The sequence below is a fragment of the Streptomyces sp. NPDC050509 genome (assembly GCF_044457965.1).
Classification (GTDB): domain Bacteria; phylum Actinomycetota; class Actinomycetes; order Streptomycetales; family Streptomycetaceae; genus Streptomyces.
Genome location: NZ_JBITHL010000009.1, coordinates 148,606 through 169,587 on the forward strand (window position 1 = coordinate 148,606; position 20,982 = coordinate 169,587).

Here is a 20,982-nt window from a genome sequence, read left to right on the forward strand (position 1 = left end):
CGGCGGGTCCGTCAGACCTGGGTGAGCGCCCAGAAGCCGACCGCGAAACAGGCCAGCGCCAGCAGCAGGACCGGGACCGTCACCTTCGGGGGCGGTCCCGGTCGCTTGCGGGGCGCGTGGTGGGCGACGGCACGGTGCGCCGGCTGGTCCTGCTGGGCCTGCTGTGGCAGGGAGGCCTGCGGGAGGGGCGCCTGCGGGCTCTGGGCGGTGTACGGACGCGTGAGGCTGTAGTCCTGCCGTACGGCCGCGGTCTGCGCCTGGGAGTGGGCCAGCTCGGCCGCGGAGGGGTGCTGCTGGGGCTGCTGCTGGGGGGCCTGCTGCCGGACCGGCGGTGGGGGGAGATGGAAGCTGCCGGTCTCCGACATGGGGGTGGGGGGAGGCGTGGGGGACGGTTGTACGGGCGGTTCCTGGGCGGGGACGGCTTCGTGCGCGGGGACGGGGGCGGGCCGGGGATCCGGGGCGGGCTCGGCCTCCGCCTTCGGCTCGGGCTCCTTCACGGGGCCGGACGGGCCGAACCCGGGAGGCAGCGGACCGATCTGGTCGAAGATCTCGACCGGCTCCTCGTCCTCCCCGGCCTCGGGGAGGAGATCCACGGCCGTCGTCAGCGCCTTGCGCGCCCCCGTGGCCGTACGGAACCTGGCCTCCGGGTCGGGCTGGACCAGCCCCGCCAGAACCTGCCACAGCGGCTCCGGGATGCCCTGAGGCGCCCCCGGGGTGCCGTGCGCCGCGAAATGCTCGACGAGCGCCTTGGAGTCGGGTTTCCGGCCCTGCAACAGGTAGAGCGCGACGAGGCCCACCGCGAAGAGATCCGCGGGGAAGTCCGGCTCCGCGCCCATCATCTGCTCGGGCGCGAAGTAACCGGGCGTTCCCACCACGTAGTTGGTCTCCGTCAGCCGCGGCTCCCCCTTGCGCATGGAGATGCCGAAGTCGGACAGGCGCAGGTGCGGCCGCGCCGTTCCGGTGGCGTCCAGCAGGATGTTGGCCGGTTTGATGTCGCGGTGCACGACCCCCTCCGCGTGCACCGTGGCCAGACCGGCGAGCAACTGATCGAGCAGGGTGCAGACGAAGCGGGGCGGCAGCGGGCCGTAGTCGCCGATGACATGCGCCAGCGACCCGCCGGTCACCAGATCCATGGTGAACAGCACCTTGTCGTCGTCCGCGGCCCAGCTCGCCGGGGCGAGGACATGCGGATGATCGATCCTGAGCGCCTGCTCACGGACGAACCGCAGCAGGGTGTGCGCGTCGCTCTGCTGGAGGACCTTCGCGGCCACGTAACGGCGGCGCCGGTGGTCCCAGGCGCGCCAGACGGCGCCCACACCGCCGCGGCCGATCGGATCGATCAGCTCGTACCGCCCCGCGAAGACCTCACCCATGGCGCCGCGCTCGCTCCCCGTCGTCGTGTCCGGCGGACTTCCGCCCTTGCCCTGCCCGTACCGCTTGCTGCTTGTCGCTTGTTGCTTGACGCTTGTCGCTCTAGCTCTGGTGCGCCTCGTAATGGGCGACCGCGTCCGCGGTGCGCCCGGCACCGTAGACCCGGAGGAACTCTGCCAGTTCGGGCTGGGTCGGGGCGAGGGAGTCCGCCGCGTCTATGATGTCGCCGGCCGCGGCGACCGACCGCAGCAGGGACTGGATCTCCCGCACCACCCGGCGCACGGTGGGCGCGCCCGAGCTGTTCGTCGTCTGGCTGGTACCCGTCAGGACGGAGCCCCCCTGGGACTTCTTGATCTCCTCCATCCGGTCGGTGGCCTCCCCGGCGCTGACGCTGCCGTCCGCCACCTGCCCCGCGAGATCCTGCAACGCCTGCACACGCTGGACCACCGCCGGGTTGCCGATCTTCGCGCGCTGGCCACTCATCAACTGCGAGAGCATCGGCGCCGACAGTCCCAGCACGGCCGCGAGCCGCGCCTGGTTCAGACCCAGGTCATCGATGAGGCGACGGAAGAGCGCCCCCAAAGGCTCTCCGTACCAGCTTCTCTGGAGCTCTCTGGCTCTGGCAGTCGATTCCTGCTGTGCGGCATCCATGCGCGTCTCCCCATCGCTTCCCCAATGCGGCAGCTTCACTGCTGCGAACCTCGTGGGGCATCTTACGGAGCGTGGTCGCGCACGGGGAGCCCCAATCGTTTTGCGGGATCCCCCGGTACACCCGGTACTCTGGTGCCCGGTGATGGGAGAGCCAATCTCTGCTGGTCGGCGTACCCGCCCGTCCCGGGGCCTTAGCTCAGTTGGTAGAGCGCTGTCTTTGCATGGCAGATGTCAGGGGTTCGACTCCCCTAGGCTCCACTTCGTTGGAGGCCCCCTGACCTGCGGAAACGTAGGTCAGGGGGCCTTTCTGTGTTCATAACGTCAGCACCGTGTCAGCACCGGTCTGATTTGCGGTGCCTTCCATGGCGTACATCAAGAAACGGGACAAGCGCGACGGAACGGCGAGCCTCACCGTCATGTGGAGGGCCGGCGGAGCCCGTGGTGGCAAGCAGGAGTCCGAGGTCTTCGAGGACGACACGGCCGCCGAGCGCTTCCGTGACCTGGTGAACGGCCACGGCCGGCAGTGGCCACCCGGGTGGGTACGGGGTCAGGGGTTCGTAGCCGAACTCCGCAGGCCGGACACGATGTTCGAGCCCTTCGCCCTGGCCCACATCGACCGGCTTACCGGCATTCAGGGTGATACGCGATCGAAGTGCAAAAAGCTGGTGATCGACAACATGTCGCCCTGGTTCAAGCCGTACGGGCTTCTGGCCGCCATCTTGCAGGCCGCCGTCGATGCCGAGCCATCCCTCAGAGCATCTAACCCGTGCGCAAAGACACGCTTGCCCCGGCTGGACGGCGAGGAGGACGAGGAAGAAGCCGTCTTCCTGGAACGGGACGAGTGGGCGTGGATCCACGAGTGCCTTGGGGCGGCCCCGGAGGCCCGAGAACTGGCGGAACTGATCGCGGAGACCGGGTTCCGCTGGGGCGAGGCCACCGCACTCCAGCCCCGGGACATGCGACGTCGCAACGGGCGTCCCGCGATCCGGATCCAGCGCGCGTGGATGCGGAACGAGGACGGGAAGCCGTACATGGGCGCCCCGAAGTCCAAGAAGTCCCGCCGGACGGTTGTCATCAGGTGGAGCCTGTGGGAGAGGCTTCAGCGCCGAGCCAAGGGGCTCAAGCAGAACGATCTTCTTTACACCGGCCCCGCAGGCGGACGATGGGATGCAGGAACGTTTCGTCGCCTTCGGTGGCTGCCCGCCATCGAACTCGCGGCGGAGAAATACGGACTGATCAAGCGACCCAGGATCCACGACCTCCGGCACTCACGCGCGTCGTGGCTGATCGCCGCGAAGGTGCCGCTGCCCGCCATCCAGGCCAGGCTGGACTGGGGTCCGGCCCGCGTCCATGACCTTGAGTACGTCCCAGGGCAAGGGCGCCACCGATGTGCTGGCGAAGGTGTCGGCGGTGATGGAGGCGATCGAACCGTGGCACGTCGAGCAGCCACTGCCCGTCGCGGCACGTGGCCCGGCCGAGGACGTCGCTCCGGACTGTCCCCTGGCCGCGCTGCCGCTGACTGTCCCGTACGACAGAGGGACGCTGGCTCGGATGGTGTGGGAGTGGACGCCCGGCACCGGCCTGGCGTGTGGGAACACCCGCGGTGAGGCGCTGCTGCACGCCCTGTTCGAGGTGGTTGAGAGGGACGTGCTGTACCGGGACGGGGGCGGTGGGTGGCCGGGCGCGGACGCTGATCGACCCGGGGACGGTCGAGGACTCCTACGGCCGGGAGGTGATCGACCGGGTGACGGCCGCTGGAATGTCGGTGGAGCTGGCCCTCGTGGACGGCCCGTACGGATTGCCGGTGTGCCTGGCCTACCTGTGGTCGGAGGATTTTCCGGTGGTGTTCGCAGGCGGCGGGTGCCACACCAGTCCCGTGATCGCGTTGACCCGGGCGCTGACCGAGGCGGCGCAGTCGCGGCTGACGGCCATCGCCGGACACGCGACGACCTCCCGAGTGATCCCGGCTCGTTCGACATCCCTCCCTTCCGCCCAGCGCGCAGGGACGGGCTTACTCCGTGGCCGGAGACATCGGCCCGCTTCGAGCCGGTTCCCGGCGGCTTCGCCGGCCAGGCCAGGGAGGTAGCGCGGCGGGTCGAACACGTCACCGGGCACGAGCCGGTGGCTCTGGACCTGTCCGACGCGGCCGAGCCCGTCCACGCGCTGCAGGTCATCTGTCCCGGTACCCGCTCACGAATCAGAAGGGCGATGCCCCGATGACGCACCCCTCCGTCACTCCGTCCGCCGCACCGTCGGCAACGGCCGAACAGCAACTCGAACTGGCGGCGCAGTTCGACGCGTTCCACGCCGCGCGGGCACGGACTACGCCGAGTTGCTCGGCTGTTCGGTCCGTACTCCGTGCAGCCCGGGAGGCCACCGGTAAGGGGGTGCGTGAGCTCATCGACGAGCGGCGCCTCCTGGAAGCCCGGCGCCTACTGGGAGACGCCCGGTGGGACGCCCGGTGGGACACCCGGTCCGTGGCCGTCCACCTCGGCTTCACCGATCCCTCGAACTTCGGCCGCTTCTTCCGCGACCGCACCGGTCTCACCCCGGCCGCTTTCGCGGCCCGGTAGGCAACGCGTGGGTGGGTGTGCCGATCGGGCTGGGGTCAGACCCAGTTGGGGATGTGCTCTTCGGCGTAGCGGGCGCCGAATCCGCCGGTCGGGAGGATCTCGTGGATCGCGGCGAGATCGGCCTCGGTGAGGGTGACGTCGGCGGCGTGGGCGTTCTCCTCCATGCGGGCGGCGCTTCGGGTGCCCGGGATCGGGACGATGTGCTCGCCCTGGGCGAGCAGCCAGGCCAGGGCGAGCTGGGAGACGGTGATGCCCTGGGCCGTTGCCAGCCGGCCAAGTCGCTCCACGGCTTCGACGTTCTTCTCGAAGTTGCCGGGCTGCCAGCGCGGGTTGGTCTTGCGGAAGTCGGTGGCGTCGTACTCTGCCGCGGGCTTCGCGCTACCGGTGATGAAGCCGCGGCCGAGGGGCGAATAGGGGACGAAGCCGATGCCGAGCTCCTCAAGGACCGGGAAGAGCTGCTCGACGTCGCGCTCGAAGAGCGAGTACTCGGTCTGCAGGACCGAGACCGGCTGGACGGCGTGCGCTTTGCGGATGGTCTGCGGGCCGGCCTCGCTGAGGCCGAAGTACTTGACCTTGCCCGCGTCGATGAGCTCCTTGACGGTGCCCGCGACGTCCTCGATCGGCACGTCCGGGTCGACGCGGTGCTGGTAGAGGACGTCGATCTGGTCGACGCCGAGGTAGCGCAGGCTGTTGTCGGTGACGGTGCGGATGTTGTCCGGGCGGCTGTTGAGGCCCAGTCCCTGCTCGGTCTGCGCGAAGCCGAACTTGGTGGCCAGGACCACCTCGTCGCGGAAGTCGCTCACCGCCTTGCCGAGCAGAACCTCGTTGTTGCCCGTGCCCCAGCCGTAGATCTCGGCGGTGTCGAAGAAGGTGACGCCCAGCTCGTGGGCGCGGCGGATGGCGGCAACGCCCGCCTCCTCGTCACTGGGGCCGTAGCCCTGGGTCAGGCCCATCGCGCCGTAGCCGATCGCCGAGACGGTCAGGCCCTGGGTGCCGAGTTTCCTGTGCTGCATGCCAATCTCCTCATGTCAAACCAAACGGTTCTGTTTGGAGCGTACGCTGATCGTTTCCCTGTGGCAAACCAAACGGTTTGGTCGGGTAGCGTGGAGGCATGAGCCCTTCCACCCGCGCAGACTCGGTCCGCGACCGCATCGTGAGCGCCGCCAAGGCCGAGTTCTCCCAGCACGGGATCGCCGGGGCGCGGATCGACCGGATCGCCAAGGCCGCCAGGACCAGCAAGGAACGCGTCTACGCCTACTTCTCCAGCAAGGTGGCCCTCTACCGGTTCGTCTCCGCGCAGGAACTCGCGGCCGTGACCGAAGCGACCCGCATGGACCCCACCGACCTGCCCGGTTACGCCGGCCGCCTCCATGACTACTTCACCGACCACCCCGACCGCTTCCGGCTCATCAGCTGGGGGCAACTGGAACTCGACGCCGGCGACTCCCTCCCCTACGACTCCTTCCGGGAAACCGTGGCTCACAAGGTCGAGCAGGTCCGCCAGGCCCAGGAAGCCGGCCAGCTGGACGCCCACTGGGACCCGGTCGACATCCTGGTCCTCGTCCACCAGATCGCCACCGCCTGGGCTGCACAGCCTGACCTGCTGCCTCCGTCCGGCGATGACCGCGCTGCGTTCCTGGTGGCGCGCCGGGCTGCCATCGTCGCGGCCGTCGAGCGCCTGTTTCCCGCGACTGTGAACTGAGAGGTTCCGCGAGTTCTTGAAGCGGCGCCACGCGGGATCGGGGCTCGGGCGAGTGGTCGAGCTCTGTCGCATCTCGTGAAGATCGAACAGCGGGTGACGGTGCCGCCTCCTCGAGGCCCGGCGCCTGCTCGGAGATGCCCGGTGAGGCGCCCGGGCCGTGGCCGCTCACCTCGGCTTCACCGACATCGCGAACTTCGGCCGCTTCTTCCGCGACCACACCGTCCTCACCCCGGCCGTCTTCGCGGCCCGCGAAGCGAGGTCCGACGCTTGACGGAAACGCGGCTGACGCCCCTTGCCCGTCAGGAGGCAATGGCTGTCTTCGCAGTCTGCGCGTTGTCGCACCGCTCACCTGTCGAGAGCCCGCCGGATGAACTCCTCACGGGTCGCGTTGGAAGCACGCGACACAGCCGCATCACCAACCGACATGTCGAACCCGTGGAAGCCTCCGCCCCACATGTGGAAATCGACGCTCACTCCCGCCTCGGACAAGCGGCCGGCGTAGATCAGGATCTCGTCGCGGAACCCCTCCGCCGAGCCGGTGTCGATGTAGGTGCGCGGCAGCCGGCAGAGGTCCTCGGCGCGGGCCGGCGCGGCGTACTGCGAGACGTCCGGGCTGCCGCGCCGCTCGCCCAGTACGGAGGTCCACGCGTACAGGTTGCTGTGGCGGTCCCATACGCCTTCGCGGTCCACCATGCGACTGCTGTGTGTCTCGAAGCGGTCGTCGAGCATGGGGCAGATCCGTGTCCCGATCGTGGAGCTGCCACTCTTCGGTCGGCCAACTGCTGATCTGTGCAGCTTCCTCTTCAGCCGCGTCATAGAGCGGGCGGCGGAGCCGCTCACGATCGGCCTCGGTGGCCAGGGGAAGAACCCGTCAGGACTTGGAGCTGGGCCGACCGGGAATGTGACTGAGAATGGACTTGGAGAAACCTCCATCGACGCAGACATCTTGGCCGGTGACATATCCTGCCAGCGGGCTGACAAGAAACTCGATCACGTTCGCGATATCCATCGGATCGCCGATTTTCGACAACGGGATGATTTTTTCCCTTGCCTTCTTGACTTCGGGATCGAGGTACATTTGTTCAGTCATCTGCGTGCGAGTCATTCCCGGGGATACCACGTTCACGCGGATTCCATCAGGTGCCCATTCCAGTGCGAGTGTCTGAGCCAACAGCGTGAGCGCAGCCTTGGTCGGACTGTAAGCACCCGATCCGGCATGTGGGAGCTGGCCGGACATTGAAGAGGTGAAACAGGCGGACCCGCGGCTATCCTTCAGGTGCGGGTAACTTGCTTTGGCAAGTAGCCACGCCCCGCGGAGGTTGACGGAGAACATGCCGTCCCAGTCCTCGAGGGAGAGATCCTTGAGTGCGCCAGGTTTGGCGATTCCGGCATTTGCCACCAGCGCATCCAAGCCGCCGAACTCGTCGACCACAGCGGTTACCAGCTGACCGGGCACGTCGGGATCACCCAGGTCTCCTGTCAATGCAATGGCTTTGCCGCCCATCGACTGGATCGATCGGACGACCTCGTCTTGTCGCGCGTTCGCAGTAAGGCCGGATACCGCGATCATCGGCTGTTCGCCACGGGCAAGCGCTGCCTCTGCGAGCCTCAGGCTTGCAGACGCGCCGATGCCGCTGCTTCCGCCACTGACCAGAACTCTCATTGCACACTCTCCTTGCATATTTCCAGCGGGCATACTCAGCAGGACACCCAAGTCGTGACAGCTGTACCTAATGCGTTTCGAAGCACTTCGACTCACACCGGTGATCGAGAACTGTCACCTCACTGTTCGATGACCCTCGGAGTCACTCTGAACCCCGAGGTGCTGAAATCACTCTCCGAGATTCCAACCCTCTTCAATGAGGTCACGCATCGCCTTCGCGAATTCTTCAAGGGTGTTCTCTTCGCGGATGATTTCGAGCACGACGTTGTCTACCCCAATTGTTTCTTGGACTGCTTTACCCAGCCCGTTCCAATCGATCACCCCAGTGCCGATGGGGTCATGGCCCCACGTTTCCGTACCCGTGTCGGAGATATGCATGAGTGCAACCGATTCGTGGTGTGAGCGCAGACTCGATACGGGATCCTCCCCGATGTAAGCAGCGTTCGCGACGTCGTACACGATTTTTAGTGCATCATCATTGACCGTGCCGACGATATCCGCCAGTTCCCCAATCGTCGGAGCAAAGCAGTAGGGGGTGTTCTCGAAGAGGAGTCGTTTTCCCGCCCGCTTGGCCAGCGGGACCACTTCGCCAGATCGTCGATGACCTCCTGGGCGGGGGTGCCGTCGATGCGGACCTCGTTGCTCAGCTTGACGGGGTTGACCACGAGCAGCGCCACCACGGCGGACACCACCGCCAGCCAGCCGGCGATCACATACCAGGGCCTGGCGTAGGCGAAATGCCCCAGCCGGTACAGCAGTACAGACATGCCCTTCTCCCTTCTCCGGCGCACCCTGCTGGGCACGCACACCGAACGAAGTGAGAGAGTACTATCAAAACGATAGGGAACTATCAAAGCGGTAGGGTGCTACCGTCCCGCAGGCGATTGAGTAGTCTGCGGTGCAGAACGGGAGGGTCAGAGATGCCGAACGCCGCACCGCGCACACACCGGCTCCGCAGGGTTGACGCCCGCTCCAGCGTGGAGCGCATCATCGCGGCCGGACGCAATGTCCTGGGCGCGGGGGAGGGCTCTTTGGAGCAGATCGCCGCCGAGGCGGGCGTGGGCATCGCGACGCTCTACCGACACTTCCCCAACCGGGAGGCCATCGTCCGGGCCGTCCTCGACGACATCCTCGAAACCGACCTCCTCTCGCTGATCAACGACGCCACGGCCTCCCGCCACCCACGCCAGGCCCTCCTGGACATCGCCACCCGGCTGCTCGACCTGATCACCGAGGAGCGGGGACTGGTCACCTTCGCCGCCAACTTCGCCGACGTCGCCGTGGACGCCCTCCAGCGCCTCAGCGAGTCCCTCCGCCCCCTCCTTGAGCACGCACAGGAGCAGGGCGAGATCCGTACCGACCTCACCGCGGACGACATACCGCACTTCCTCGTCATGGGCATCGCAGGCCTCGCGCTCCCCGGCACCGCACCGTCCATGCGTGCACGCTTCATGACCCTGCTCTTCGACTCGCTCAACCCCGCCAGCGCGTCCCCTCTCCCACCGGCACGCGCGGAAACGGGAGATGACGACCTCCGCGCCGCGATCAGCGGCGTCGTCCGGGACTGACTCCCGGAGGCCGCGACTGACCTCAGTAGCGCCTGATTCGGTGGTGCTGCAGGCGAGTAGAGATGACTGGGCGGCTTGGCACCCTGAACCAAACTCTGGTCACCAGTGCACGTACCCCGTTGCGCGCGGGCCAGGTGTCCGGAGCGGGTCTTCTCAGCCCGCTCGAGGGAATAGCTGCTCGACTGCGGTGACCACGGCGGCGCGGCGGGCTGCGGTGGTGGAGTCGGTGGCGTGTTCGGCCGCGGCTTCGGTGAGTTCGGGTTGAGCTGCCCAGGTAGTGGCGATCTGGTTGACCAGGGCGAGGATGTCGGCCGGGTCCCAGGCGGGATTGAGCTGCCCGGCCTGCTGGGCCCGGCGGAGCTTGTCGAGTTTGCGGGTGATGACCGCCCGGGTGGGATCGTCTTCGGTGTCGGCAGCATCAGCCAGTTCGAGGCGGCCCCAGGTGATCAGGCGGTGATGGTCGGGGCGGGCGGTGAAGTAGTCGAACAGGCGGCCCGCGTAGCTGGGAAGGTCGGACGGGTCTATCTGGGTGGCGTCGGCGATGACAGAGAGCTCTCGCGCGGCGACGTGGGCGTAGAGCGCTTCCTTGCCGCGGAAGTAGGCGTAGACCCGTTCCTTGCTGGTCCGAGCGATTTTGGCGATGCGGTCGACGCGGGCGCCGGCGATGCCGTGGCGGGCGAACTCCTCCATGGCGGCGGCGAGGATCCGCTCACGCGTGGTGTCGCCACTGTCAGAAGTGGCTGCGTGCGCTGAGGTCTGGCCGGAGTCGGGGGAGTGGGACATAACCCCAGGATAAGACACCGAACGGTTTGGTTTGGTGTTGTGGGATGCGCGCCCGTAGGGTTAAAACCGAACAGTTCGGTTCGGCCCGTTCGGGGTGGAACCGGCAAGCACTGAGGAAGTGAACTCATGCAGCACCGCAATCTGGGCTCTCAGGGCCTGCGCGTCTCGGCGCTCGGTCTTGGCGTCATGGGCATGTCCATGGCCTACGGCACCTCGAACGACGACGAGGGCACCGCGACCATCCGCCGCGCCCACGAACTCGGGATCGACCTCTTCGACACCGCCGAGCTGTACGGCGCCGGCGCCGGCAGCAACGAGATCCTGCTGGGCAAAGCGGTCCGGGACTTCCGCGACGAGGTGGTCCTGGCCACCAAATTCGGCTTCGACATGACCTCCCAGCCACTCGGTTCCGGCTTCAACAGCCGCCCCGAGAACATCCGCAAGGTCGCCGAAAACAGCCTGCGCTACCTGCAGACCGACCACATCGACCTCTTTTACCAGCACATCTCCGACCCCAACGTCCCCGCCGAGGAAGTCGCGGGCGTAGTCGGTGAACTGATCACCGAAGGCAAAGTCAGGTACTTCGGCCTGAGCAACGTCGGCCCCCAGTACATCCGCCGCGCCCACGCCGTCACCCCGGTCTCCGCCCTCCAATACGAGTACTCCCTCTTCGAGCGCGAGGTAGAGGAGAAGATCCTCCCCGTCCTGCGGGAGCTCGGCATCGGCCTGGTGCCCTACTCCCCGCTCGGCCGAGGCTTCCTGGCGGGCGCGGTCAAGCCCGCGACCGAATACCCCGCGGACGACATGCGCAGCTGGGACGAGCGCTGGCAGGGCGAGAACTACGCCTACAACCTCCGCGCCACCGAACAGCTCACGGAACTCGCCGCAGCCAAGGGCATCACCACCGCCCAACTCGCGCTGGCCTGGCTCCTCGCCCAGGGCCAGGACGTCGTGCCCATCCCCGGCACCCGCAGCGCCAAGCGTCTTGAGGAGAACGCCGGCGCCGACGGCGTCCAGTTCACCAGCGCCGACCTGGCCCGCATCACCGAGATCCTCCCCCACGGATCGGCGGGCAGCCGCTACCCGGCCGCGTCACTGTCCAGCTTCACCACCGACTGACCACGCCGACGCCTGGACGCCTTCCCACCGACGTACGGAAGCTCCTGGTAGATGGGTTCACGACCAAGGTCGCCTGCCGCCCAGGAGCTTCCGCGGGCTTGTCTACCCGTCCGGCATCGATGTGTCCACCTCGACCCTTCGCTTCCTGTCCGGGCGTCTGCGGGTGATCCGCAGGGAACGCGGCGGCACTCGCTGGCGCCGCCTGAGCACTGGCCGCCAGGCCCTGCTCGCCCTCGCCCATCTACGGCACGAGCACACCTACGCTCAGCGGCACGAACGTGCAGGTCATCACCGATCCGGCGGGGCGGGTGCTGCGGGCGTCGCCCACGCTCCCGGGGGCAGTCCACGACATCAAGGCCGCGCGCACCCACGGCATCATCGACGCCCTGGAAGTAACCGGCGTGCAGTGCTGGGCAGGAGCATCAAGGGCTACCCGGGCGCCGACGGCACCGTCCGCGTTCCCTACTGAGGGCGTTGGGAGACGTTGTCCGCAGGTCAGCAGGCAGCCAACCGCTCGCACGCGAAGATCCGAGCCCTCGTCGAACGGGCCATGGCCACCCTCAAGACCTGGCGGCTCCTGCGCAAGCTGTGCTGCTCCACCACTCGCATCACCAGCCTCGTAGGAATTGACTCTTTTCAAATCAGCGTGGTGTCGTGAAGTGGGTGCGCTGGAGCGCAATGATCTCGCTTTGCCATACCGAGGATGATGTGAACACCCTTCACTGCCATGGCGTTGACGGCCAAAGGCTGACAGGGCACCGCCACAGCGCCGATTAACATCAGGTCCGACACCCGCACCGTCTTGTCCGTGCCCGTGACGGCGTGTGGGCGGTTGACGATCTCCAGCACTGCCATCGCGCTCACCGATTCGGTGTAGCCGGTGAGGGCGGCGCGCTCGGTGAATGCCACGGCTTGTGAGTCATGCCCGAAGGCTGGGGTGTTCGGAGCCACGGAATGGACCGAAGAGGTTGACGTCGTCCGCTCTCGCCAGGAGGGTTTGCGCCAGCAATCGATGCCTCGAAGCTGCGCGATCCTTTGTCCTGGTTTTCCGGTGAAACTGCAGGTCAGGGGGGTAACAATTTCGGGTTCGACTCCCCTGGGCTCCACATCGGAAGAGGGTCTGACCTTCGGAAACGCAGGTCAGGGGGGCCTCTCTGTGTTGCTGCGGACGGCGTGCGGTCCCGGATCTCTCCGGGGCTGGCTCGGTATGCGGACAACAATGCTTGGGCGGTCTGTTCCGGCCGCTGCTATGCCCACCAGGCTGCGCCATGTCGGTGCTCAGCCGGGCCTTGCGTTCGGCAGTCGGGAACTGCTCGGGGCGCAGGTCCTTTCCTGATTCCAGGGCGGTGCACGCGTCTCCGAGCGCCCAGTGCACGCCGACCGCATACAGGTCGACGGCGGCGGGGTTGATGGGGAACAGCGGCCCGCCGGGGCGCCGGCGGTGACCATCCCCAGCAGGGCGCCGCCCACTCCGGAGAGGCGGGCCGCCGGGGCTACGGCCAGTTCGTCCACTTCCCGGCCTCCGCACAGCCACTCGGCCGTGCGCCGCGGGCCGAGGGCCACCGCGACGTAGGGATAGCAGCGGTCGGAGGGAAAGACCGGAGGCGGGGTCCAGGCGGTCGCGAATCCCCGTACGGTTGTCCCCGTCGAGAGCCAGGGCCGCGACGAACCCCGGGCGCCGGACGTCTTCGGCCGGACGCTCCAGGTACTGGCCGGCCCGTGCCTCGTTCTCCTGCCATGGAGGCTCCGCGAACGCGTCGGCGTACACCTCGCGTATCCCCGCGGCGTGGGACAGCAGCAGCGCGCCGGACACCGGCCGGACCGCCGGTGTCATCACGCGGCCCGGATGCCGGTGCGGGCGCCGTAGTGCGGCGTACTCCAGCGGCGCCGACGGGTCGACGGACACATCCAGCGGCGCGGGCTCGGCTCCGGACCGGACCGGACCAGAAGGTCGCCGACTGCCGCGATCATCGCGCCGTTGTCGGTGCACAGCCCCGGCGGCGGCCCCCTCAGCGTGATCCCGGCGGCCCGGCACCGCTCCTCACCCAGGGCGCGTACGCGTGAATTGGCGGCCACCCCGCCCACCAGGACGAGGGTGCCGACACCGTGTTCCCGGCAGGCGGCCACGGCCTTGCGGGTCAGCACGTCCGCGACGGCCTCCTGGATGGAGGAAGGAGACCCGCCACGGCAGGACCGGCGGACTTCAGACGCGCGTGGTCCGGTCCGTGTGGAGTGGCTCGGCCGCGTACGTGATGCGGACGACTCCGTCGGGATGGCGGTCCGCACGGGCGGCCACGCCGAAGACGTCGGCCAGGATCTGGGTGGTGAGAACGTCGAGGACCTCGCCCGCGACGACCACGGCCCCTTCGTTGAGCACGATGATCCGGTCGCAGAGCCGGGCCGCGAGGTCGAGGTCGTGCAGCACGGCGAGCGTCGTGGTGCCGGTGGACCGGATGAGTTCGAGGAGTTCGAAACGAGCCCGGATGTCCAGGTGGTTGGTGAGTTCGTCGAGAACGAGCACGTCGGGACGCTGGGCCAGGGCACGGGCGAGAAGGACGCGCTGGCGTTCGCCGCCGGACAGGGAGGCGAAGTCCCGGTCGGCGAGGAGGTGTGCGCCGCATCTCCGGAGGGAGTCGTCCACAGCCTGGTGGTCGTCGGCGCTGTCCCGGCCGATGAGGCCGTGATGGGGGGTGCGGCCGAGGGCGACGATCTCGGTGACGCTCAGCCCCGACACGTTGCCGCTGTCCTGCAGTACGGCGGCGGTCCGGCGTGCGGCGACCCGGGAGGAGAGCGTCCAGACGTCGTCGCCGCCGACGCGGACGACGCCGGTCCTGGGGCGCAGCGAGCGGTAGACGGCGCGCAGGAGTGTGGACTTGCCGCTGCCGTTCGGGCCGACGAGGCCGACGACGGCGCCCGGCGGTACGTCCAGTTCCACATCGCGCAGGATCGGCTGACGGTCGAGGGTGATGTGGAGTTGTTCGATGGTGAGTCTCATGCGGTGTCCAGCCCTTTGTTGCGGCGCAGGAGCCACAGGAAGAACGGAGCGCCCAGCAGGGCAGTGAGGATGCCGATGGGCAGTTCGTTGGGGCGGTTGAGCGTGCGGGACAGCAGGTCGACGAGGACCAGGTAGATGGCTCCTGCCACGGCGGTCAGGGGGAGCAGTCTGCGGTGGTCGGCGCCGGTGGCGAGCCGTACGAGGTGGGGGATTATCAGGCCGACGAAGCCGATCCCGCCGGCGACGGCGATCACCGTGCCCGTGAGGAGGGCGGACATCACCAGGAGGAGGCCCCGCAGTCGGTGGACGTCGACGCCGAGTGCTGTCGCGGATTCGTCCCCGGCCAGGAGGGCGTTGAGTCGGCGGCCGAACAGCGAAAGCGCGAGGGCGCTGGCGAGGACGACCGTGGCGACCACGGGCAGTTGATCCCATCTGGCTCCCGCGACGCTTCCGAGCATCCAGAACATGACGGTGCGCAACTCGGTCGGCGTCGCCCGCAGCTGGAGGAAACTGGTGGCCGCCAGGAAGAGGTAGCCGACGGCGACTCCTGAGAGGACCAGCCGGGTTGGTGCCATGCGTCCTCTCTTCTGCCCCAGGACGAAGACCAGAGCCCCGGCGGCGAGTGCGCCGACGAAGGCCGCGGAGGAGACGCCGAGCCCGCCCAGTGTCGCGCCGCCGGCCGCGGTGATGGCGAGGACAGCACCGAGCGACGCTCCGTAGGAGAAGCCCAGAACGGTGGGGTCGGCGAGCGGATTGGCCACCACCGCCTGGAGGATCACACCGGCGACCGCGAGCCCGGTGCCGACGAGAGCGGCCAGCACGACGCGGGGCGTACGGAAGTTCCACACAATCTGGTCCGTGGCCCGATCGCCCGTCGCGCCGCCGCCCGTCAGGTGATGGAGGATGATGCGCCACACCTCTCCGACCGGGATGGTGACCGCCCCGATACTGACGCCCACCACCATCACTGCGGCGAGCAGGGCCAGGAGCACCGTCAGGAGGAGCGGCAGGGGAAGCCGGTTCAGAACGCGTCGGGGTGAAACGTCCTTGCCAGCTTGTCGACGGCCACGTCGTTGCTCGGCCCGAGGTACATCGAGTCCGACAGTACGGTGTACGTGTTGTTCTTGGCGGCCGGCCACTGGGGGAACTCCTTGAGCAGTTTCTTGGCGTACGCCTCGGGGTCGGGGTCGTTGTAGCTGATGACGACGAGCGCGTCGACGGAGGTGGCGGCCACCTTTTCCTTGCTCACGTCGGCGAAGGTGGTCCTGGAGGAGTTCGCGAAGGCGTTGGTGCCGCCGGCCTTGGTGAGAATGTCGTTGACGATGCCGTTGGCGAGGACCGCGCTGAATTCGTTGCCGCCCATGGCCATGTTCGAGAACATCACCATCACGTTCGGCTTGTCCTCGCCCGCGACCTCGGCGGAGATCGTGTCGATGCGTTTCCCGGACTCGGCAATCAGCTTCTCCGCCCGGTCGCTCACGCCGAAGATCCTGCCGAGATCGCGCAGCAGTGTGTAGCTGTCGGCCATGGTCATCTTGGCGGGGTCGTCGTCGCAGCCCTGTGGCGAGATGTAGCTGTTCGCGTTCACCGAGCCGAGGTCCTCGCGGGTGGCGAACCCGTTCTTCGTGTCGAACCCGTAAGAGGTGACGGACAGGGCCAGATCGGGGCGCAGCCCGAGCATCGCCTCGCGGGGGATGTCGAGGGCGTCGTTCAGCTTGACGTCACCTTTCGGCAGGGCCTTGATGGCCTCGGCCCGTCCTTCGACCTCGGACCTCCCGTACGACTGCTGGTTGGCGATGATCCGATCGCCGAGGCCGAGCGCGAGGAGCGAGGAGACCTCGGCGACGGACATGCCGTTCATGACGACGACGCGCTCGGGCGCTTTTGTGAAGGTCTGCTTCTCGCCGCAGTTCTCGATGGTCACCGGATAGCCCGACCCCGAACCGGACTTGGGCGACTTGTTGCCCACTGTCCCTGTCGAGGAGTCGGCGCATCCGGCCGCGAGCAGACAGAGCGCGGTGACCGCGATGGCGACCGGCCGTTTCCTGGACATGCTGGCTCCTTGGTGCTGCCCGATCAGATTTTCTGTCCGAGTAGTCGGGGCGGTGGCCGCCGTGGTTCCCTCTCTTCGCCGCATCAGGCCGCCGCCTCCGTGAGATCCGGCACGGGGGGCCTGTGGGACGGGCCTTTTCTCTCGGCCGCCGAGCGCTCGGCGGCGGTGAGCATGCCGATCAGGTGGCCGCGGGCTGGACTGCCGTCAAAGCCGACAGGTAAGTGGGCGCTGCTGAACAGCTGATGTGAACCGAGTCTCCTGGCGGTCTGGGAGACGTGCGATTGACGCGGTCACCCGCGCGACTCGCTTCCAGTGATGGTCGGTCACCCGGTGCTCGGAGTTCCCGCGACTTGGCGGGATTATCCTCACACAATTACGAGCCCGCGGAACTGCGGCCCGTGAGTCCGCCTCATGTCAGCATGGCATCGCGAGCGTGCGCGGGGCCGACCGCCACGGCCCTGAATTCCCTCCGGTTGTGCGGCAGTCGGCGGAGATCTCTTTTCTGGAGCAGTAATGGCGGACCGGTATGGGCTTTCCCTCCAGCGAGCGGTGGCGCTGCTGAAGCGATGCGTGCCGCCGCCGGCGTTGACCGGGTTCCTGGTTCTGCTGATGGTGGTCCTCGGAGTGTCGTTCGCGGTCGGCTCGGCGGTCGGCCCGGTCGCGCCCGGCATGCAATCCACCGGCACCGGACCCCAGGATCCGTCCGACACCGCACCGGGCGGCGACACCGGTGACATGGGCGACATGGGCGGTATGCACTCGGACGGCGGGCGATGAGCACGGAGACCAAGGGATCTGCGGCCGTCACCACGGATCTCCTGGTCGGCGGGATGACCTGCGCGGCGTGCGTGGGCCGAGTTGAGAAGCGGCTGGCGAAGCTCGAAGGTGTCACCGCCACGGTCAATCTGGCCACGGGCAACGCGCGCGTCAGCCATCCTGCGGACATCACCCCCGAGGTCCTGGTGGTGACGGTCGAACGGGCCGGTTACACCGCTCAGCTGCCTGCGCCACCCGAGCCCCAGGACGGCTCGGAGCAGGCCGAGGAGCCCGACTCCGAGGAGGCGAGCGAAGCGCGCAGGCGGCTGACGCTGACAGCGCTCCTTTCCGTACCGGTCCTGGTGCTCTCCATGGTTCCGGACCTCCAGTTCCGTAACTGGCAGTGGCTCTGCTTCGCGCTCGCCGCTCCGGTGGCGACGTGGGGCTCCTGGCCCTTTCACCGTCGTGCGCTCTCGGGAGTGCGGCACTCGGCGGCCACGATGGACACGCTGGTGTCGCTCGGTGTGGTGGCCTCCTTCGCCTGGTCGACCTACGCCCTCTTCCTCGGCGGTGCCGGCGATCCGGGCATGCGTATGCCGTTCACGTTTCTGCCTTCGGCGGGTGACGCGATACCTCACATCTATCTTGAAGCGGCGGTCGGTGTACCGCTGTTCGTCCTGACTGGGCGATTCCTGGGGGCGAGGGCCCGGCGGGCCACAGGTCAGGCCATGCGCGCGCTCGCCGGACTGGCCGTCAAGGACGTGACGGTGCGGGTCGACGGCGAAGACCGCAGTATCCCCATCGAACAGCTCCGCGTGGGACAGGAGTTCATCGTCCGGCCGGGCGAGCGGGTCGCCACCGACGGGGTCGTGGTCTCGGGCAGTTCCGCACTCGACCTGTCCCTGGTCACGGGGGAGAGCGAACCCGTCGAAGTCGCCCCCGGCCAGGCAGTGGTGGGCGCCGCGGTCAACGCCGGGGGCCTGCTGACCGTCCGCGCCACAGCGGTCGGGACGGACACCCAGCTCGCCCGCATCACCCACCTCGTCACCGAGGCCCAGGCAGGCAAGGCCCGTGCCCAGCGGCTGGCCGATTCGGTGGCGGGCGGCTTCGTCCCCGTCGTACTGACTCTGGCGGTCACCGTGCTCGGCTTCTGGCTCGGTGCCGGAGCCGATCCGCAGGCAGCGGTCACCGCGTGTGTCGCGATCCTGGTCGTCGCCTGCCCCTGTGCACTCGGCCTGGCGACCCCCACCGCGCTGCTGGCGGCGACCGGGCGTGGCGCGCAACTGGGCGTACTGGTCAGCGGTCCCCAAGCGCTGGAGACACTGCGTCACATCGACACGGTAGTTCTCGACAAGACGGGGACGCTGACCACGGGCCGCATGAGCGTCACCGACGTCACGGTGGTCGCCGACGGCCTCGGTGAGCGGACCGTGCTCCGGCTGGCGGGAGCGGTGGAACGAGGTTCGGAGCACCCGCTCGGGCGCGCAGTCACCTCGTACGCCCAACGCACGTGGCCCGACGTGCTCTTGCCCGAGGTGACGGAGTTCGCCGCCACCGCCGGGATCGGCGTCACCGGTCTCGTCGACGGCCACCACGTCGAGGTGTGCGCCCCCGGGGACGACATGGCGGAGTCCCTGACACGGGCGCTGTCGAACGCGGAAGCCGCGGCACGCACGGTGGTACGGGTCCGGGTCGACGGGGTGGACGAGGCGCTCATCGCCCTGGGGGACGTCCTGCGCCCCGGGAGCTACCGCGCCGTCGACCGCCTCAAGCGCCTCGGAGTGAACCCCGTACTGGCGACGGGCGACCGCGAGGCCACAGCCGAGGCGGTCGCCGCCGAACTCGGCATCACCGAGGTACACGCCCGCTGCACCCCCGAGGGCAAGGCCGACCTCGTCCGCCGGCTGCGCGACGAGGACCACCGCGTCGCGGTGATCGGAGACGGCGTGAACGACGCCGCCGCCCTCGCGGGCGCGGACCTGGGCATCGCGATGGGGAGCGGCGCTGACGCCGCCATCGGAGCGGCCGACGTGACGCTGGTACGCGGCGACATCGAGTCGGTCGCCGACGCGATCGGCCTCGCCAGACGCACCCTCGGCACCATCCGTACCAACCTGATCTGGGCCTTCGGCTACAACGCCGTCACCGTGCCGCTCGCGGCCGTGGGGTGGCTCAACCCGATGGTCGCCGCCGCGGCGATGTCCGTGAGTTCCCTGCTCGTGGTGGGCAACAGCCTTCGGCTGCGCGCCTGGCGGCCCTCGCGCGCCCCGAGAAACGGAGCGCGGACGAAACAAGGAGCACAGCGGCGATGACCGACAGCCCCTCGCACGAGACCTCAACGGGATGGAACATCACGCGCGAGCGGCTGCGCGACGGTTTCTATGCCGGGCTCATCCCTTGGACGGCCTGCGTAGTGGCGCTGGCGGGTCTGACGCAGTGGGTCGGGGCGGGGCAGGCGGGCAGGCCGCCTGCCCTTGAGGTCACCGACCCGCACGTCTTCCTTCCGTACAACGACAACAGGGAGACCGCGGCGTTCTTCACGGTGACGAACACGGGCGGCGCCGACGACGACCTCGTGTCCGTGACATCCCCCGCCATTTCGGAGGCCATGCTGAGCCGTCACCAGACCAACGGAGGGGGCGCCGACTTCATGGGGATGGCGGACTCGGCGACGGTTCCCGCCGGGGCGGCTCTGACCATGTCGCCGTACGGCCTGGACGTGATGGTCACGCTCAATGAGGGGACTCGCTGGAGCGAAGGTGACGCCGTCCCGTTCGTTCTTCACTTCCGGCACAGTGACAGCGTCGAAGCGGTGGCGACCGTGGTGCGCCCCGGCAGTTGACCGGGCGCACCACGTCCCGCAGCTCAGGCCCGCCGCCACACCGTCCCGCGCCGCTCGTACTCCAGCACCGTCTCCACCCGCTGCGCGAGTTCCGCGCCCACGAAACGCTCCACCAGCCAGAGCGCGACGTCCAGCCCGGAGGTGATGCCACCGCCGGTGACCAGGTCGCCGTCATCGACCACGCGCGCGTTGATCACCGTCGCGCCCTGGGCGGCCAGATCCGCCTTCGCACCCGCGTGGGTGGTGGCATTACGCCCTTTGGTCTGCCCTGCGGCCGACAGCACCATAACGCCGGTACAGATCCCTACCGGCAGTGCTTCCGAGGCGGCCAGCCGGCGCAGAAATCCCCGGTCCGCGATGACTTGGTTCACGCCCGGCCCGTCCTTGGCCGTGTACCCGCCGCCCGGCACCACGAGCACGTCCGCCTCCTGCGGCGACCAGCCCTCGGCCACCTCGACCTTCGTTCCGTACGTACAGGTGACCGTGGCCGGCCGGCCGGTCGTCACCATCGTCGTCGTCAGTGCTCCGCCGCTCATCCGCCCGGCGAGCCCCAGCACCTCGACCGGGGCGATGAAGTCCTGCTCCTCCACGCCGTCGAACATCAGCACCCGCACCCGCAGTGGATTCGCCGCCGAAACCGCCGACGCGCCCTCGCTCATCGTCCCCACTCCGGTTGCCGCACCGACGGACAGAGCCGAAGCGCGCAAGAACGTACGTCGTTCCATGACCGACCTCCCTGGATTCATCATCTGCACAAGGTGTCGGCACACATCCGCGTCCAGTTCCTGGGTGCGACCAAGTGGTCGGCTCGACGGTCGACTCCAGTCGTTCAGCGCCTTCGACAAGTTCCCGGAGATAGTGATGTTTTTTCAAATGCCCATGAAATGCGGAGTCCGGATCGCTGTC

At 68.3% G+C, this 20,982-nt stretch carries 20 protein-coding genes, 1 tRNA gene and 7 pseudogenes; 13 read left to right on the forward strand and 15 right to left on the reverse strand.

Annotation, left to right across the window (positions count from 1 at the left end; translation table 11 throughout):
• Positions 1–11: 11 nt before the first annotated feature.
• Positions 12–1,373, reverse strand: a complete 1,362-nt coding sequence (locus tag ACIBJC_RS25625) for a protein kinase (protein ID WP_399296264.1) — start codon at positions 1,371–1,373, stop codon at positions 12–14.
• Between the two features lie 100 nt (positions 1,374–1,473).
• Positions 1,474–2,022: a DNA-binding protein gene (locus ACIBJC_RS25630; RefSeq protein WP_329822797.1), complete on the reverse strand. Its 549-nt coding sequence runs from the start codon at positions 2,020–2,022 to the stop codon at positions 1,474–1,476.
• Between the two features lie 185 nt (positions 2,023–2,207).
• Here ACIBJC_RS25630 and ACIBJC_RS25635 point away from each other — a divergent pair.
• The 5 genes and pseudogenes from ACIBJC_RS25635 to ACIBJC_RS25655 all read left to right on the forward strand — a co-directional run.
• Positions 2,208–2,280, forward strand: a tRNA-Ala gene (locus ACIBJC_RS25635).
• Positions 2,281–2,699: 419 nt separating this feature from the next.
• A pseudogene (locus tag ACIBJC_RS25640) lies at positions 2,700–3,296 on the forward strand (site-specific integrase); the annotation flags it as partial.
• A gap of 277 nt (positions 3,297–3,573) precedes the next feature.
• Positions 3,574–3,630: pseudogene (locus ACIBJC_RS25645) on the forward strand (hypothetical protein); the annotation flags it as partial.
• A gap of 136 nt (positions 3,631–3,766) precedes the next feature.
• A complete protein-coding gene (locus ACIBJC_RS25650; RefSeq protein ID WP_399296787.1) occupies positions 3,767–4,108 on the forward strand; it encodes a YcaO-like family protein in 342 nt (113 codons plus the stop codon).
• 234 nt (positions 4,109–4,342) lie between these two features.
• A pseudogene (locus tag ACIBJC_RS25655) lies at positions 4,343–4,595 on the forward strand (helix-turn-helix domain-containing protein); the annotation flags it as partial.
• Positions 4,596–4,630: 35 nt separating this feature from the next.
• On the opposite strand, the gene ACIBJC_RS25660 reads toward ACIBJC_RS25655, so the two are convergent.
• The gene (locus ACIBJC_RS25660; protein ID WP_399296267.1) at positions 4,631–5,608 is read right to left on the reverse strand and encodes an aldo/keto reductase; all 978 of its coding nucleotides are present in this window, start codon (positions 5,606–5,608) and stop codon (positions 4,631–4,633) included.
• A gap of 98 nt (positions 5,609–5,706) precedes the next feature.
• Between ACIBJC_RS25660 and ACIBJC_RS25665 the strand changes: the two genes are divergently transcribed.
• Together ACIBJC_RS25665 and ACIBJC_RS25670 are read left to right on the forward strand one after the other, a co-directional pair.
• Positions 5,707–6,297 (forward strand): TetR family transcriptional regulator, encoded by a 591-nt coding sequence (locus ACIBJC_RS25665; protein ID WP_399296268.1) that lies wholly within the window; start codon positions 5,707–5,709, stop codon positions 6,295–6,297.
• A gap of 103 nt (positions 6,298–6,400) precedes the next feature.
• Positions 6,401–6,568, forward strand: a pseudogene (locus ACIBJC_RS25670) (AraC family transcriptional regulator); the annotation flags it as partial.
• Between the two features lie 74 nt (positions 6,569–6,642).
• On the opposite strand, the gene ACIBJC_RS25675 reads toward ACIBJC_RS25670, so the two are convergent.
• From ACIBJC_RS25675 to ACIBJC_RS25690, 4 genes are all read right to left on the reverse strand, one after another.
• Entirely contained in the window at positions 6,643–7,026 is a 384-nt protein-coding gene (locus ACIBJC_RS25675; RefSeq protein ID WP_399296270.1) for an alpha/beta hydrolase, read from the reverse strand.
• Positions 7,027–7,168: 142 nt separating this feature from the next.
• Complete coding sequence (locus ACIBJC_RS25680) at positions 7,169–7,960, reverse strand: SDR family NAD(P)-dependent oxidoreductase (protein WP_399296272.1); 792 nt, start codon at positions 7,958–7,960, stop codon at positions 7,169–7,171.
• 168 nt (positions 7,961–8,128) lie between these two features.
• On the reverse strand, positions 8,129–8,536 hold the full coding sequence (locus ACIBJC_RS25685) for a sugar phosphate isomerase/epimerase family protein (protein ID WP_399296789.1): 408 nt from the start codon (positions 8,534–8,536) through the stop codon (positions 8,129–8,131).
• Positions 8,425–8,727, reverse strand: a complete 303-nt coding sequence (locus ACIBJC_RS25690) for a hypothetical protein (RefSeq protein WP_399296274.1) — start codon at positions 8,725–8,727, stop codon at positions 8,425–8,427. Before ACIBJC_RS25690 ends, ACIBJC_RS25685 begins: the two co-directional genes overlap by 112 nt.
• Positions 8,728–8,880: 153 nt before the next feature.
• Here ACIBJC_RS25690 and ACIBJC_RS25695 point away from each other — a divergent pair, with 153 nt between their 5' ends.
• Positions 8,881–9,528, forward strand: coding sequence for a TetR/AcrR family transcriptional regulator (locus ACIBJC_RS25695; protein ID WP_399296276.1), 648 nt, complete (start codon positions 8,881–8,883; stop codon positions 9,526–9,528).
• A gap of 153 nt (positions 9,529–9,681) precedes the next feature.
• Here ACIBJC_RS25695 and ACIBJC_RS25700 read toward each other — a convergent pair whose 3' ends face one another.
• Positions 9,682–10,311: a TetR family transcriptional regulator gene (locus ACIBJC_RS25700; RefSeq protein ID WP_399296278.1), complete on the reverse strand. Its 630-nt coding sequence runs from the start codon at positions 10,309–10,311 to the stop codon at positions 9,682–9,684.
• A 126-nt stretch (positions 10,312–10,437) separates the two neighbouring features.
• On the opposite strand from ACIBJC_RS25700, the gene ACIBJC_RS25705 reads away from it, so the two are divergent.
• Complete coding sequence (locus tag ACIBJC_RS25705; protein WP_399296280.1) at positions 10,438–11,430, forward strand: aldo/keto reductase; 993 nt, start codon at positions 10,438–10,440, stop codon at positions 11,428–11,430.
• Between the two features lie 73 nt (positions 11,431–11,503).
• A pseudogene (locus ACIBJC_RS25710) lies at positions 11,504–12,088 on the forward strand (transposase family protein).
• Here the strand turns inward: ACIBJC_RS25710 and ACIBJC_RS25715 are convergent.
• From ACIBJC_RS25715 to ACIBJC_RS25740, 6 genes and pseudogenes are all read right to left on the reverse strand, one after another.
• Entirely contained in the window at positions 12,067–12,339 is a 273-nt protein-coding gene (locus tag ACIBJC_RS25715; RefSeq protein WP_399296282.1) for a hypothetical protein, read from the reverse strand. The pseudogene ACIBJC_RS25710 and the gene ACIBJC_RS25715 overlap by 22 nt on opposite strands.
• Positions 12,340–12,605: 266 nt before the next feature.
• Positions 12,606–12,862, reverse strand: a pseudogene (locus tag ACIBJC_RS25720) (transcriptional regulator); the annotation flags it as partial.
• A 432-nt stretch (positions 12,863–13,294) separates the two neighbouring features.
• Positions 13,295–13,602, reverse strand: a pseudogene (locus ACIBJC_RS25725) (tRNA (adenosine(37)-N6)-threonylcarbamoyltransferase complex transferase subunit TsaD); the annotation flags it as partial.
• A gap of 31 nt (positions 13,603–13,633) precedes the next feature.
• A complete protein-coding gene (locus ACIBJC_RS25730; RefSeq protein WP_399296283.1) occupies positions 13,634–14,425 on the reverse strand; it encodes an ABC transporter ATP-binding protein in 792 nt (263 codons plus the stop codon).
• A complete protein-coding gene (locus tag ACIBJC_RS25735; RefSeq protein WP_399296791.1) occupies positions 14,422–15,390 on the reverse strand; it encodes a FecCD family ABC transporter permease in 969 nt (322 codons plus the stop codon). The genes ACIBJC_RS25730 and ACIBJC_RS25735 overlap by 4 nt, the downstream gene beginning before the upstream one ends.
• Positions 15,391–15,446: 56 nt before the next feature.
• Positions 15,447–16,478: an ABC transporter substrate-binding protein gene (locus ACIBJC_RS25740; RefSeq protein ID WP_399296285.1), complete on the reverse strand. Its 1,032-nt coding sequence runs from the start codon at positions 16,476–16,478 to the stop codon at positions 15,447–15,449.
• A 549-nt stretch (positions 16,479–17,027) separates the two neighbouring features.
• On the opposite strand from ACIBJC_RS25740, the gene ACIBJC_RS25745 reads away from it, so the two are divergent.
• From ACIBJC_RS25745 to ACIBJC_RS25755, 3 genes are read left to right on the forward strand one after another with little or no spacing between them, the layout of a single operon-like run.
• Positions 17,028–17,255, forward strand: a complete 228-nt coding sequence (locus ACIBJC_RS25745) for a hypothetical protein (protein WP_399296287.1) — start codon at positions 17,028–17,030, stop codon at positions 17,253–17,255.
• Complete coding sequence (locus tag ACIBJC_RS25750; RefSeq protein ID WP_399296289.1) at positions 17,252–19,546, forward strand: heavy metal translocating P-type ATPase; 2,295 nt, start codon at positions 17,252–17,254, stop codon at positions 19,544–19,546. Before ACIBJC_RS25745 ends, ACIBJC_RS25750 begins: the two co-directional genes overlap by 4 nt.
• The gene (locus ACIBJC_RS25755; protein ID WP_399296291.1) at positions 19,543–20,076 is read left to right on the forward strand and encodes a copper chaperone PCu(A)C; all 534 of its coding nucleotides are present in this window, start codon (positions 19,543–19,545) and stop codon (positions 20,074–20,076) included. Before ACIBJC_RS25750 ends, ACIBJC_RS25755 begins: the two co-directional genes overlap by 4 nt.
• 23 nt (positions 20,077–20,099) lie before the next feature.
• Here the strand turns inward: ACIBJC_RS25755 and ACIBJC_RS25760 are convergent, their stop codons facing one another.
• A complete protein-coding gene (locus ACIBJC_RS25760; RefSeq protein WP_399296293.1) occupies positions 20,100–20,801 on the reverse strand; it encodes a DJ-1/PfpI family protein in 702 nt (233 codons plus the stop codon).
• Between the last annotated feature and the right edge of the window lie 181 nt (positions 20,802–20,982).